This window comes from Burkholderia sp. 567 (assembly GCF_040545115.1).
In the GTDB taxonomy this organism is placed as follows: Bacteria; Pseudomonadota; Gammaproteobacteria; order Burkholderiales; family Burkholderiaceae; genus Burkholderia; species Burkholderia ambifaria.
This window is the reverse complement of record NZ_JBEPLG010000002.1, coordinates 934,774-946,691: the sequence shown is the minus strand read 5'-3', so window position 1 is coordinate 946,691 and position 11,918 is coordinate 934,774. Positions and strand designations below refer to the sequence as shown.

Below are 11,918 nucleotides of genomic sequence, written 5' to 3'. Positions count from 1 at the left end.
GATCGCCCGCATCGCGTGGCGCAGTTGCCGATAGCCGCGCAGGTACGGTGAACAACGATCGATCGATGGTGGAGGAGAACGCCGGCGCGAAAATCTTGAGGTCACAACGTTCGCATCGACGAATCTCAACGCGCATCGACGCTGCACAACCGTGTCATCGGCGCGCTCAGCCAACGAACGCGCCCCATGCGGCGAGCTCGCGCTTCGTGCGCACGCCGAGCTTCGCGAACGCGCGCTTCACGTACGACTCGGCCGACGCGACCCGCACGCCGAGGATCTCGGCGGTCTCCGGCACGGTCTTGCCGGAGATCAGGTGCTTGCAGGTTTCGTATTCACGCTTCGACAGTTTCACGCCGTCGGCCGCGATCCGCGCATCGAACTGCGCGAGCGGATGCACGTCGGGCGTCGGATGCGCGATGCGACGCGCGGCGGTGGTCGACGCGTGCAGCTCGAGCAGCGGGAACAGCACGTCGCTGATGCTGCGAAAGCGGCTCATCTCGGCGAGCGTGAACGGCGGACGGTCGCGGCCGCGCTCCAGCGCGATCGAATGCTGCGCATAGCGGGTGCCGCGCGCGAGCACGCATTCGTGGCCGATACGAACGTCGTCGAACAGCCGCTGGCGGAACTCGCCCGGAGGGATCGCCGCGATGTCGCGCACGACGAGCATCGTACCCGTCTTGCCGCGCAGCCCCGCGAACAGTGGATCGCTGTCGAAAAAGCGCTCGTAGTAGAGCGTCATCACGTCGGAGATTTCGGCGGTATCAGTCTCCGCGCCGATGCCGCTGCTGCCGATCCATTCGCAGCGGTAGCCGGTCGGCATCGCGCCATCGACGCGCGAGCGTTCGATGTGCGCGACGTCGAGCGGCACCACGTCGTTCAGCAGTTGCGTGAGACGCGGCACGAAGTGCGGCGTGCCGACCGTCTCGATCAATTCGCCGAGCGCCTTGAACGACACGTTGAAGCGATCGGTGTCGCGGTGGGAGGAGTTCACGTCGAGCAGCATGCGGTTCGCCGATGAAAAGCGGGCGCGATTCTAGCGCCGGAAGCCGAAATCGTCATTCAGGGGAAATACCGGCAGGTGTCTTGTCAGCCGTCCTGCCCCGGAAAACGCGGCTTGCCCCCAACGAAGGAGGCATGCCGGGGCAGTATAAATGGGTAACGACGAGCAACGTGGAATGCGACGCCGACATCGAATGGACCGGCGAGATGACGCGTGACCGCGAGCGCGCATAGCATCGAGGCGGCGACGATCCCGATCCAGTCGGGCGGGCATCTCGGCTACCTGCCCGCGCATGATGCGGAGCAAGTCGAGCAGCGCGGGCTTGTGGAGGCACTCAGCCGCACGACGTTCAGCTTCGACGTGCCACTGCATCTCGCGATGAAGCGCAGCGCAAGCGACAGGTCGATCGTCAGCGCGTCCGGCGAGGATCTACTGCGCGCGTCCAACATCGACGCGGTCGCGCTGCCCGCGAAGCCCATGCGACGACTCAGGCGTCGATGCGTTCGACCTTGCCGACCAGCAACCCGTACGACAGGCTGCCCGCAAGCGCCATCGCGGCGATATAGGTGATCGCGCGCGAGAAGTCCGCGCCGTCGACGAGCAGCCCGATCACGATCGGCGTCGCGATCGCGGACAGGTTGCCGATCAGGTTGAACACGCCGCCCGTGAGGCCGAGCAGCCGCGCGGGCGCGAGGCCCGACACGAGCGACCACGTGATCGACGCGAAGCCGTTGCCGAAGAAGGCGATCGTCATGAACGCGATCACCCAGCCCGTCGACGTGACGTAGTTCGCGCCGATGATGCAGGTCGAGATCAGCAGTCCCGAGATGATCGGCAGCTTGCGCGCGAAGCCCTGCGACGCGCCGCGCCGCATCAGCCAGTCCGACAGCACGCCCGAGCACAGCACGCCGACGAACGCGGCGAGAAACGGCAGCGACGCGAGAAAGCCCGACTTGATGAAGTCCATCCCGCGATACTTGACGAGGTAAGTCGGGAACCACGTGAGGAAGAACCACAGCGTCGAGTTCAGCGCGAACTGGCCGAGATAGATGCCCCACAGCTTGCGCCGGCCGAGCACGACGCCGAGGTCGCGCCACGTCGACGGCGTGCGTTCGGTGCGCGCGGCGACGCGGTCCTCGAGATCGACGAGGCCGCCGCCGTCGCGGATCAGTGCGATCTCGGCCGCGTTGACACCGCGAAACGCGCGCGGCTCGCGATACACCGCATACCAGATCGCGGCCCATGCGATGCCGGCGAGCCCGGTTGCGACGAACACCATGTGCCAGCCGAGATGCACTTGCAGCCACGCGAGCACCGGTGTGAGGAACGCGAGGCCGACGAACTGCCCCGACGTGTAGCCGCCGATCGCGCTGGCGCGCTCGCGGGTCGGGAACCACGTCGTAACCACGCGGTTGTTGATCGGATAGGCCGGCGCTTCGAGCGCGCCCACCGCGAGCCGCAGCACGACCAGCCCGACGAACGAGCCGGCGAAGCCGAGCAGCAGCGTCGCGGCCGACCACAGCGCGAGCGCGCCCGCATACAGCACGCGCGGCGACACCTTGTCGACGAGCCAGCCGCCGGGGATCTGCATCAACGCATAGGTCCAGCCGAACGCGGAAAACACGAGGCCCGCGCGAACCGGGTCGATGTGCAATTCCTTGAACAGCGCGGGCGCGGCGATCGACAGGTTGCTGCGGTCGAGATAGTTGATCACCACCGTGACGAACAGCAGCGCAAGGATGATCAGGCGCTTGCGGCTCGGCGGCGTGGTGAAGGTGGCGGCTGCGGGCGCGGACGCGCGGGCTGCGGAATCGTGGGCGGTGTCGGGTGCGGTGTCGGCGCGCGTGTGCGGCTGCGCCGACGGGCTGGCATGCGTGCGTGACGCGGAATGGGCCACGGTCGTCTCCTGTGTTCTGTGCCGGCCGACACACGCGAGGTGGTGCGGCCGGATCCAATGGCATTGGGCGAACGTTAGGGCCGTGGGGCGAAGCGCGTCAACATTTGGACAGGCGTCCCTATTAATGGGACGTGATGCGTTCAGTATGTGGGAAAGGGCGGTGCGCGTGGAGAAGGCCAGCACCGCATCGTGGCTCAGTTGCCGGTCGCTTCCTTCGCGCTGACCCAGCCCTGCGAACTGCCGCCATGCGGATTGCGATACAGCACCTTCAGCCACTGGAAGTCGGCGCTGGCGTCGATCAGTTCGAGCGTATCGCCGGCGACGACATAGCGGCGCGTCGGCGCGTCGTTCATCGCGTCGTGCAACGGCAGGCGCGCCGGGCGCACCTTGAACGTGACCTTGCCGCCGCCGTATGCGTCGGGGCGGCGCGAGACGCGCTTACCGTGCGCGTCATAGGTGAGCAGCATCGACGACGGGCCCGCGTCGCCGTCGAACAGGTCGCGCAGATCGTCCGGAATCGCTTCGCTGGACTGGTGAAGATACATCCGGCCGTTGCCGTCGAAGCGGTACGCGTCGGTGTACCAGATCGGCCCGCCGCGGCACGAGCTGTACAGCGTGCGCTCGTTCCGCTTCGCCTGGACGTTGATCAGATCGTCGCAGTTGCCGTGCGGCATGCTGGCCGCCGGCAGGCTCAGCGGCTCGAACCGCTGATGCGCGGCGTCATACAGGAAGATGCCGGAGCGCTCGTTGACCATCCCGAGCGGCGCATAGGCGGCGAGATCGCGGTGGCCGTCGAAGTTGTAGTCGTCGGACGCAAGCCGGTAGTGGCCTTCCTCGTCGGAGATGCCGACGTCGAGCACCTGCGTTTTCCCGCTCGGCAGAAAGCGGATCGTGATGCGCGTGCCGTCGGCGTGTTCGACACGGGCCGTGACGGCGTCGTCGACCTTGAACGTGAGCAGCGGTTTGGCCGCATGCGCGGCGGCAGCCGACGCGCAGCACGCGATCAGCAGCGCGCAGCGGCGGAGCAGCGGTTGGAATCGCGGAGTGCGTGTCATGAGCGGAGTTCGATCGCGTGGGCGGAATGGTGTATCGAGCCGGCCAGCTTACGCGCTTGCGCTGTCGTCGCGATACCCGCTCTTGCCGTCGAAGATTTCCTTCAGCGCGGCGCGCAGCGCGACGGGATCATGCTCGCCGGGCGCGAGATGGATCACGTAATGCGTATTGCCGTCGAGACGCGCGGCGGTACGCTCATCGAGCTCGACGTCGATCGTGTCGCCCGTGACGCGCACCGACAAATCGTTCACGTGTGCGGTGAGCTGGTCGCGCACCATCACTTCGATCGTGGTTTCCTCCGGAAAGCGCAGCAGCGAGAAGCAATAGTTCTGCTCCGCGTCGTGGCAATAGATGTTCGCGCAGCTTTCATCGTCGTCGATGTCGGACGTGGCTGCGCCGACGGTGGCGTGTAGTTCCATGATGTTTCTCTGATGTTGAGTCAATTGTGCAGGGCCGCTTGCGTCGCGACGCCGCAGTGCGCATCGCGCGCCTTCAGCCACAACCCGAATTCGCGCATGACCTCGACGACGGGCCGTAGCCGGTCGCCGTCCGCGGTCAGATCGTACTCGACGCGCACCGGCACTTCCGGATACACGGTGCGCCGTACGAAGCCGGCTTCCTCGAGCGCGCGCAGATCGAGCGTCAGCATCCGTTGCGAGATACCGGGCATGTCGCGGCGCAAGTCGCTGAAGCGTCTGGGCCCGTCGAGCAGATACGACACGATCAGCAGTCGCCAGCGGCCGCCGAGCATGCGCATCGCCTCTTCCACCGAACATCCTGTCGCACTCGTTTTCATGCTGCTGGCCCTGATAGGTAACGTTTTTGTGACTACGGCACAAACGACTGCCGTCTTCCGCGCGTCGCGCAAATGCGAGATATTAGCGCCCGCGTCGCGACGAATCGATAGTTCAACCACCAACCAACCCAGGAAAGCGCATGAAGCTCTATCACGCTCCCGGCAGCTGTTCGCAGGCGATCCGCATCGTGCTGCGCGAAGCGGGCCTCGACGCGCAGATCGTCACGGTCGACGCGCGCAAGCATCGCATCGACGACGGCCGCGACTTCCATGACGTCAACGCGCTCGGCTACGTGCCGCTGCTCGAACTCGACGACGGCACGATGCTGCGCGAAGGGCCGGTGATCGCGCAGTATCTTGCCGACCAACGTCCGGAAGCGGCGCTCGCGCCCGCGTACGGCACGCTCGCACGCTATCGGCTGATGGAGTGGCTGAACTTCGTCGGCACCGAAATCCACAAGGGCTTCATTCCGCTGCTATATGCGGTGCAGGCGGGGAAATATGTCGAGCCGGTGCGGCAGAAGCTCGACGGTCGTTTCGCGTGGATCGACCGGCAGCTCGACGGCATCGCGTACGTGACGGGCGACACATTCACGATCGCCGACGCGTACCTGTTCGCGGTGACGGGCTGGGGCAAGGCCGATTGGATGCGCTCGGTGTACAACGCGGATATCGACCTGACCCGCCATGCGAACGTGCGCGCGTGGTACGAGCGGGTGCGGGCCCGGCCGGCCGTACAGCAGGTGCTCGCCGCGGACGGCCTGGCCAGCGAGTGAGCCGGGCGGCCCGGGAGACGTACGAAGCCGTACATATCGCCCGGCCCCGCCGCCATTCGCCGCGCTGTAATCGCCGCCATGAAGTCCGTCCCGATTCGCGACCCGAACGGGTTGTGGCGTCCACCCCGCATCAATTAGCGACGGCGGCGGTTCACGATTCGGCTTCGTGAGCCGCGGTCGGGCGCGTGGATGCGCCCGACGTTGCCCGACCGTGCGCGATGTCGCGTTTCAGCGCTTCAGCGCGTCAGCGTCACGAACAGATAGCCGACGTACCCAGCCCCGTTCGCGAGCAACGCCCAGATCGCGAGCCCGTGCGCGCGGGCATTGACGCGCAGCCAGGCCGCCGCCGCGAGCGTGATGATCACGCCGGTCAGCACTTCGGGCCGCGGCTCCCACGGCGTCAGCATGATGCCGATCGCGGGCAGCAGCGTGCCCTGGAACACCATCGCGCCGGTGATGTTGCCGAACGCGAGCGTGTCTTTCTTGCGGCGGATCCACAGCACGCTGTTGACCTTCTCGGGCAACTCGGTTGCGATCGGCACGATGATCAGCGACAGCAGCAGCGCGGAGATGCCGAGCACGTGCGACACGCCTTCGACGCCGTGAATGAAGCCCTTCGCACCGCCGACGAGCAGCGCGACGCCGATCGCGAGCTGCAGCGCGATGGTCGCGAGGTTGGTGGGCAGCCCGATGCGCGACAGGAACATCGCGTGCGGCGCCTCGGTGCCGTGCCCGGCATCGACGAGCTGCGTCGACGCGCGGAACGTCATCACGACATACAGCACGTAGATGCCGACCAGCATCGCGGCGAGCAGCGCGCGGACGCCCCACACATGATGCGGGACGAACATCGCGATGGTGGCGAGCGCGAACGCGGCGATGAAGTAGTTCAGGTCGCGCACGAAGCCGGTCCGCTCGGGCGTGATCGTGCCGGTCAGGCCGCGCGAGCGGATCACGGCGATCGTCATCAGGAAGGTCGTCAGCGTCGCGAGCATCAGCGGCGCGCCGAGAATCGCGCCGACGCCGATTTCCTCGTTCACGGCTGCATTCGACGTGCCGCCCGCGAGCGCGAGCAGCGGCACCATCGTTTCGGGCAGCGCGGTGCCGACGGCCGCGAACAGCGAACCGGTGACGCCTTCGGAAATCTTCAGCCGTTCACCGAGATGTTCGAGCGCGTTCGTGAAGAACTCGGCGGCGACCAGGATGACGATCAGCATGAACGCCAGTTCGACGAGCATCAACGTCATGCGGCACCTCCGCAGGCAGGCATGCAGGCGATCATGGAACGGATGAAACGCGAAGGACAGGCAACGAGGAACATGGGGACTCCGTGGTCGGACGTGGACGAACCATGACGCATCTGCCGACGTCCGACCAGGAACGGCGCGATGCGTCGATGGTCTCGCCAGACCGATTCGGCCGAACGCGCCACGGCCGCAGGCCGAGTATGTTGACGTGTTCGCTTTCCGGGGGATGGAAAGCAGGCTACTCCCCAAAGACGAAGGGCAGTCTAGCCGAGCCGGCTGCTTTCGGCAAGCTTGTGCGGTCACACCCTTTCATTCGGAAAGGCGGGTCGAGCGACGGCGGATGCGCATGCCGTAGCGGGGAAGCAATCGGCGTGCGCGGGCGTCACGCGCGTGTCACGCAGCGCGGGCCGGGAAATACAGCGCGAACGTCGTGCGACCGTCGCGGCTCTCGACCTCGACCTTGCCGCGGTGCAGCTCGATGATCGATTTGACGATCGCAAGCCCGAGCCCCGCGTTGCGCGCAGCGCCGTGCCGCGACGAATCGATCCGGTAGAAGCGCTCGAAGATCCGCTCGATCTGCTCGGGCGGAATCTCGACGCCCCGGTTCGTGACTTCGACGACCGCGTAGGCGGGCCGCGTCGATACGGTCAGCTCGATCGTCGACCCGGCTTGCGCGTGTTCGAGCGCATTCGACGCGAGATTGCTGACGGCGCGCCGGAACAGCGTCGCGTCCGCGACGACCGGCGCTTCGCCCTGCACGGCGAGATGCACGCCGGCCTCGTCGGCCAGCGCCTGGAAATACGACGCGAGCCGGCGCAGCTCGGCGCCCGCATCGAGTTCGACGATCTTCAGGTGCTGCCGCGCATTGTCGGTGCGCGCGAGAAACAGCATGTTCTCGATCATTCGCTGCAACCGTTCGCATTCCTCGATGTTCGAATCGATCAGCGCTTCGTATTCCTCGGTGGTGCGGGCGCGCGACAGCGTGACCTGCGACGAGCTGATCACGTTCGCGAGCGGCGTGCGCATGTCGTGCGCGAGATCGGACGAGAACTGCGACAGCCGCACGAACGCACGCTCGAGCCGGTCGAGCATCCGGTTGACCGACGTGGCCAGCTCGTGCAACTCGACCGGGCCGCCGCGTGCATCGAGACGCGCGTTCAGGTTGTGTGCCTCGATGCGCGAGGTCTGCCGGCCGAGGCTCTCGACCGGGCGCAGGCCGCGCGACGCGACCGCGTAGCCGAGTGCGCCGACCAGCAGCGCGCCGAGGGCGGCCGCGAGCCAGATGTCGACGCGATAGCTTTCCAGCAGCGACTGGCGATCGGCCGCCGTGCGCGCGAGCGCGACCTGGATGGTTTCGCCCGACGGCAGCGTCGCGCGCGCACGCACGCAGCGCGACGTGCCGATGCCGGGCGGCGCGCAGGTGAACGGGCTCGCTGCCATGGCCGCTGCGTCCGGCCGCGGCCGCGCGATCACCGACGCGAGCGTGTTGCCGGCTTCGTCGGTGTGTTCGACGAGCGGACGGTTCGCGGCGTCGTAGATGCCGAGATAGACGCCCGGATGCGACAGCAGCACTTCATGGAAGACGGCTGGATCGGCGCGCAATGCCGCCGTCGACCCGCTCGAGCGCGCGAGCTGCAGGAACTGGTTCAGCTTGCCGGCGATCTCGATGTCGTCGCGCCGGGTCAGCTCGGCGGACAGCGAGCGATACAGGTATGCGCCGGTCAGCGCGAACACGAGCGCGGCGACGGCGGCGAACGCGAGCGTCAGGCGCCGGAGCAGCGAATACGGCGCGGAGCCGCCGGTCACGAGCGATCCTCGAGCACGTAGCCCATGCCGCGGATCGTGTGGATCAGCTTCTTCTCGTAGGCGTTGTCGATCTTCGCGCGCAGGCGCTTGATCGCCGCATCGACGACGTTCGTGTCGCTGTCGAAATTCATGTCCCAGATCTGCGACGTGATGAAGGTGCGCGTCAGCACCTCGCCTTCGCGTTCCGCGAGCAGCTGCAGCAGCGCGAATTCCTGCGCGGTCAGGTCAATGCGATTGTCCGCGCGCCGTACCCGGCGCTTGATCAGGTCGACCTCGAGATCGGCGACCTGCAGGAAGTCGCGCGCATTGCGCGGCGCGCGCCGCAACAGTGAACGGATGCGCGCGAGGAACTCCGCATACGCGAACGGCTTGAGCAGGTAGTCGTCGGCGCCCAGCTCGAGCCCCGTGACCTTGTCCTCGATCGCGTCGCGCGCCGTCAGCAGCAGGACCGGCGTCTGCTTCTGCGCGCGCAGCCGCCGGAGCACCTCGAAGCCGTCCAGCTCGGGCAGCATCACGTCGAGCACGACGAGATCGAAATCCTCGTGCAGCGCGAGGAACAGCCCGTCCTTGCCGTTCTCGGCCACGTCGACCGTATAGCTCGCCTCCGCCAGCCCCTTGCGCAGGTAGGACGCCATCTTGGGTTCGTCTTCGACTATCAGTATCCGCATGGTGGAGCAGGCCGTTCGTGATTCATCCGTGATTTCAGCCGGTCAGTGTAACGCGTGAGCTTAGGGCGCCGCGCGTGCGCGAAAGATGACCGGCGGATGACGGAATTGTCATGAAGCGCGCTCGCCGTGCGACGCCCGCGTTTCATGAAAAACCGGTCATGTTTCGGCCATGTCGTCGTCACGACGGCGGCGATAAGCTGCGGTGGTCTTGTGTCCGGAGCGCGCCGTCGCGGTGTCGCTCCCGTTCATCCGGTCGTAGCCTGCCTGATTCCGCATCCATGTCGTACTGGCGCAAATTCATCCTCGTCGTGCTGCTGGCACTGAGCCTGCCGATCCAGTCGTTCGCGACCGTGTCGATGCAGTGCGCAGGCGCTGTTGCTGCCGTGCCGCACGCGGAGGATCGGATGAGCGCCGATCACCCGGCCGCGTCGCTTGCGATGTCGAGCGCGCAGGGGGGCGAGCATGCGCATGAAGGCCACGCACGGCATGCATCGTCGTGTTCGTCGTGCGGAGCCTGCTGCTTCGGCACCGGCATGGCCGATCCTCCCGCGGCGTCCGTGGCGTCGGGTATCGGTATCGCGTTCGTCGCTTTCGCGCCGTCGCCGGTCGTCGTGTCGTTCCTGACCGGCGGCATCGAGCGGCCGCCGCGCCGGCTTCCCGTCTAGTCCTTGCCCTCTTCCGCGGCCGACCGGCCGCGATCCGCAAACCGTGCCGGCGGCCATTCGACGACCGTCGCACGACTCACGACGAGAAACACCCATGCGATTGATCATTGCGGCGCTGCTTGGCGCGGCGGCCCTCGTGCCGTCGCTCGCGCCTGCGCAAACTCCGCGTCCCGATCCGGCCGATGCCGCTGCGCCCGTGTCGGACGTCGCCGTGCCGTCCGCGTTCGACGGCTACGCGCGGTATCGGGACGATGCAGGCCCCGGCTGGAAACAATTGAACCGCGACGTGATGGAGCGGCCCGCGAAGGGGCACGCGAAGGCGGGAAGCGCGAAGCCTGGAAGCGCGGCGGGCGGCCCGGCCCATTCAATGCACGGAGAGGCCGCGCAATGACGAGACTTGCGATGTCACCGCGAATCGGCGCGACCGCGCTCGTGCTGGCCTTTCTCGCCGGCTGTACGACGTTCTCGAAGGACGGCGGCTTCGACGCCGTGTCGTCCGCCGCATCGGAGCGGATCGGGAAAGACGCCGTGATCGTTCGGACCGACGCCGACCGCGACGCCGTCGACGCGCGCACGAAGGAACTGCTCGCGAAACCGCTGTCGATGGACGACGCGGTGCAACTCGCGCTGCTGAACAACCGCGGCCTGCAAGCGTCGTACGCGGCGCTCGGGCTGTCGGAGGCCGATCTCGTGCAGGCCGGCCGGCTGCCGAATCCGCGCTTCTCATTCAGCCGCACGCGGGCCGGCGACGGCGAGCTGAGCCTCGGCCGCACGTTCTCGGCCAACGTATTCGCGCTGCTGACGCTGCCGCTCGCGACGAACATCGAACGCCGCCGCTTCGAGCAGACCAAGCTCGAGACGGCCGATGCGATGCTGAAGGTGGCAGCCGACGCGCGCCGCGCGTATGTCGAGGCCGTCGCCGCCGAACAGGCCGCGATCTATGCGCGGCAGGTGCGCGACGCCGCGAGCGCCGCCGCCGAACTCGCGCTGCGCATGCGTCAGGCCGGCAACTTCAGCCGGCTCGACTACGCACGCGAACAAGCGTTCCACGCGGACGCGGTCGCCCAGCAGGCGAAGGCGCAGCAGCAGGCCGTGGCCGCGCGTGAGAAGCTCACGCGGGCGATGGGGCTGTGGGGCGAGCGCACCCGCTACGCGCTGCCCGAGCGTCTGCCCGATCTGCCGAAGGCGCGCCCGGACCTGCCCGATCTCGAACGCTACGCGATGAGCAACCGTCTCGACATCCAGGCCGCGAAGCTGCAGACGCAGGGCGTCGCGTCGTCGCTCGGACTCAGCAAGGCGACGCGCTTCGTCAACGCAGTCGATCTCGGCTACGTGAACAACTACGAGACCGACAAGGGGCACGAGCACGGCTACGAGATCAGCGTCGAGATTCCGCTGTTCGACTGGGGCGGCGCGAAGGTCGCGCGGGCCGAGGCCGTCTACATGCAGTCGGCGAACCGGCTCGCGCAGACCGCGATCGACGCACGCTCGGAAGTGCGCCAATCGTACGCTGCGTACACGACAAGCTACGACGTCGCGACGCACTATCGCGACGAAGTCGTGCCGCTGCGCAAGACGATCTCGGACGAGTTGCTGCTGCGCTACAACGGGATGCTCGCGAGCGTGTTCGAGCTGCTCACCGATGCGCGCGAACAGGTCGGCGCGGTCAACGGCTACATCGATGCGCTGAAGGACTACTGGCTCGCCGAAACCGATCTGCAGATGGCCGTTGGTGGCCGGCTGCCTACTTCGCAGTCGACCCCGCAGTCGACCCCGCAGTCGACCTCGCAGTCGACTTCGCAGTCGACTTCGCAGCCGCCTTCGCAGCCGCCTTCGCAGCCGACCCCGCAGCCGCCTTCGCAGCCGCCTTCGCAGCCGACCCCGCAGCCGACCCCGCAACCGGCACCGCGCGCATCCGCGCCCGCCGCCTCCACGCCCGATGCTGCATCGCAGCCGGCTTCCTCTCCCGTGGCGCAACCGGCGCCCGCAACGCATCCGGAAGGTCATTGA

12 protein-coding genes, 1 pseudogene and 1 riboswitch are annotated in these 11,918 nt (G+C 67.2%); of the genes and pseudogenes, 5 read left to right on the top strand and 8 right to left on the bottom strand.

The annotated features are described in order from the left end of the window. Positions 1-166: 166 nt before the first annotated feature. Positions 167-1,003: a helix-turn-helix transcriptional regulator gene (locus tag ABIC50_RS09710; protein WP_354163427.1), complete on the bottom strand. Its 837-nt coding sequence runs from the start codon at positions 1,001-1,003 to the stop codon at positions 167-169. Positions 1,004-1,210: 207 nt separating this feature from the next. On the opposite strand from ABIC50_RS09710, the pseudogene ABIC50_RS09705 reads away from it, so the two are divergent. After that, a pseudogene (locus ABIC50_RS09705) lies at positions 1,211-1,471 on the top strand (LysR family transcriptional regulator); the annotation flags it as partial. A gap of 16 nt (positions 1,472-1,487) precedes the next feature. On the opposite strand, the gene ABIC50_RS09700 reads toward ABIC50_RS09705, so the two are convergent. From ABIC50_RS09700 to ABIC50_RS09685, 4 genes are all read right to left on the bottom strand, one after another. Beyond that, a complete protein-coding gene (locus ABIC50_RS09700) occupies positions 1,488-2,897 on the bottom strand; it encodes an MFS transporter (protein ID WP_354163425.1) in 1,410 nt (469 codons plus the stop codon). A 194-nt stretch (positions 2,898-3,091) separates the two neighbouring features. Beyond that, positions 3,092-3,952, bottom strand: coding sequence for an XAC2610-related protein (locus tag ABIC50_RS09695; RefSeq protein ID WP_354163423.1), 861 nt, complete (start codon positions 3,950-3,952; stop codon positions 3,092-3,094). 48 nt (positions 3,953-4,000) lie between these two features. After that, entirely contained in the window at positions 4,001-4,369 is a 369-nt protein-coding gene (locus tag ABIC50_RS09690; protein ID WP_354163421.1) for a hypothetical protein, read from the bottom strand. A gap of 20 nt (positions 4,370-4,389) precedes the next feature. After that, positions 4,390-4,746, bottom strand: coding sequence for a winged helix-turn-helix transcriptional regulator (locus ABIC50_RS09685; RefSeq protein WP_175656866.1), 357 nt, complete (start codon positions 4,744-4,746; stop codon positions 4,390-4,392). Between the two features lie 140 nt (positions 4,747-4,886). Between ABIC50_RS09685 and gstA the strand changes: the two genes are divergently transcribed. Continuing rightward, the gene (gene gstA, locus ABIC50_RS09680; RefSeq protein ID WP_354163419.1) at positions 4,887-5,522 is read left to right on the top strand and encodes a glutathione transferase GstA; all 636 of its coding nucleotides are present in this window, start codon (positions 4,887-4,889) and stop codon (positions 5,520-5,522) included. Positions 5,523-5,758: 236 nt separating this feature from the next. Here gstA and ABIC50_RS09675 read toward each other — a convergent pair whose 3' ends face one another. The 3 genes from ABIC50_RS09675 to ABIC50_RS09665 all read right to left on the bottom strand — a co-directional run bounded on the left by ABIC50_RS09675 (position 5,759) and on the right by ABIC50_RS09665 (position 9,243). Beyond that, positions 5,759-6,769, bottom strand: coding sequence for a sodium:calcium antiporter (locus ABIC50_RS09675; protein ID WP_354163417.1), 1,011 nt, complete (start codon positions 6,767-6,769; stop codon positions 5,759-5,761). 82 nt (positions 6,770-6,851) lie between these two features. Then, positions 6,852-7,028, bottom strand: a riboswitch (yybP-ykoY riboswitch). A 134-nt stretch (positions 7,029-7,162) separates the two neighbouring features. Further along, positions 7,163-8,575 carry a heavy metal sensor histidine kinase gene (locus tag ABIC50_RS09670; RefSeq protein WP_354163416.1) on the bottom strand — a complete coding sequence of 471 codons (1,413 nt, stop codon included), beginning with the start codon at positions 8,573-8,575 and terminating at the stop codon, positions 7,163-7,165. Further along, positions 8,572-9,243, bottom strand: coding sequence for a heavy metal response regulator transcription factor (locus tag ABIC50_RS09665; RefSeq protein ID WP_012365252.1), 672 nt, complete (start codon positions 9,241-9,243; stop codon positions 8,572-8,574). The genes ABIC50_RS09670 and ABIC50_RS09665 overlap by 4 nt, the downstream gene beginning before the upstream one ends. Before the next feature lie 278 nt (positions 9,244-9,521). Between ABIC50_RS09665 and ABIC50_RS09660 the strand changes: the two genes are divergently transcribed. From ABIC50_RS09660 to ABIC50_RS09650, 3 genes are all read left to right on the top strand, one after another. Continuing rightward, a complete protein-coding gene (locus ABIC50_RS09660; protein ID WP_354163415.1) occupies positions 9,522-9,908 on the top strand; it encodes a hypothetical protein in 387 nt (128 codons plus the stop codon). A 94-nt stretch (positions 9,909-10,002) separates the two neighbouring features. Continuing rightward, entirely contained in the window at positions 10,003-10,299 is a 297-nt protein-coding gene (locus ABIC50_RS09655) for a hypothetical protein (protein WP_212115672.1), read from the top strand. Next, on the top strand, positions 10,296-11,918 hold the full coding sequence (locus tag ABIC50_RS09650) for a TolC family protein (protein ID WP_354163413.1): 1,623 nt from the start codon (positions 10,296-10,298) through the stop codon (positions 11,916-11,918). The genes ABIC50_RS09655 and ABIC50_RS09650 overlap by 4 nt, the downstream gene beginning before the upstream one ends.

What these genes read in the sequence shown, in the direction of transcription:
- ABIC50_RS09710 (WP_354163427.1), bottom strand. Translation starts at nt 1,003, where the DNA reads ATGCTGCTCGACGTGAACTCCTCCCACCGCGACACCGATCGCTTCAAC.
- ABIC50_RS09695 (WP_354163423.1), bottom strand. Translation starts at nt 3,952, where the DNA reads ATGACACGCACTCCGCGATTCCAACCGCTGCTCCGCCGCTGCGCGCTG.
- ABIC50_RS09690 (WP_354163421.1), bottom strand. Translation starts at nt 4,369, where the DNA reads ATGGAACTACACGCCACCGTCGGCGCAGCCACGTCCGACATCGACGAC.
- ABIC50_RS09685 (WP_175656866.1), bottom strand. Translation starts at nt 4,746, where the DNA reads ATGAAAACGAGTGCGACAGGATGTTCGGTGGAAGAGGCGATGCGCATG.
- gstA (WP_354163419.1), top strand. Translation starts at nt 4,887, where the DNA reads ATGAAGCTCTATCACGCTCCCGGCAGCTGTTCGCAGGCGATCCGCATC.
- ABIC50_RS09675 (WP_354163417.1), bottom strand. Translation starts at nt 6,769, where the DNA reads ATGACGTTGATGCTCGTCGAACTGGCGTTCATGCTGATCGTCATCCTG.
- ABIC50_RS09665 (WP_012365252.1), bottom strand. Translation starts at nt 9,243, where the DNA reads ATGCGGATACTGATAGTCGAAGACGAACCCAAGATGGCGTCCTACCTG.
- ABIC50_RS09660 (WP_354163415.1), top strand. Translation starts at nt 9,522, where the DNA reads ATGTCGTACTGGCGCAAATTCATCCTCGTCGTGCTGCTGGCACTGAGC.
- ABIC50_RS09655 (WP_212115672.1), top strand. Translation starts at nt 10,003, where the DNA reads ATGCGATTGATCATTGCGGCGCTGCTTGGCGCGGCGGCCCTCGTGCCG.
- ABIC50_RS09650 (WP_354163413.1), top strand. Translation starts at nt 10,296, where the DNA reads ATGACGAGACTTGCGATGTCACCGCGAATCGGCGCGACCGCGCTCGTG.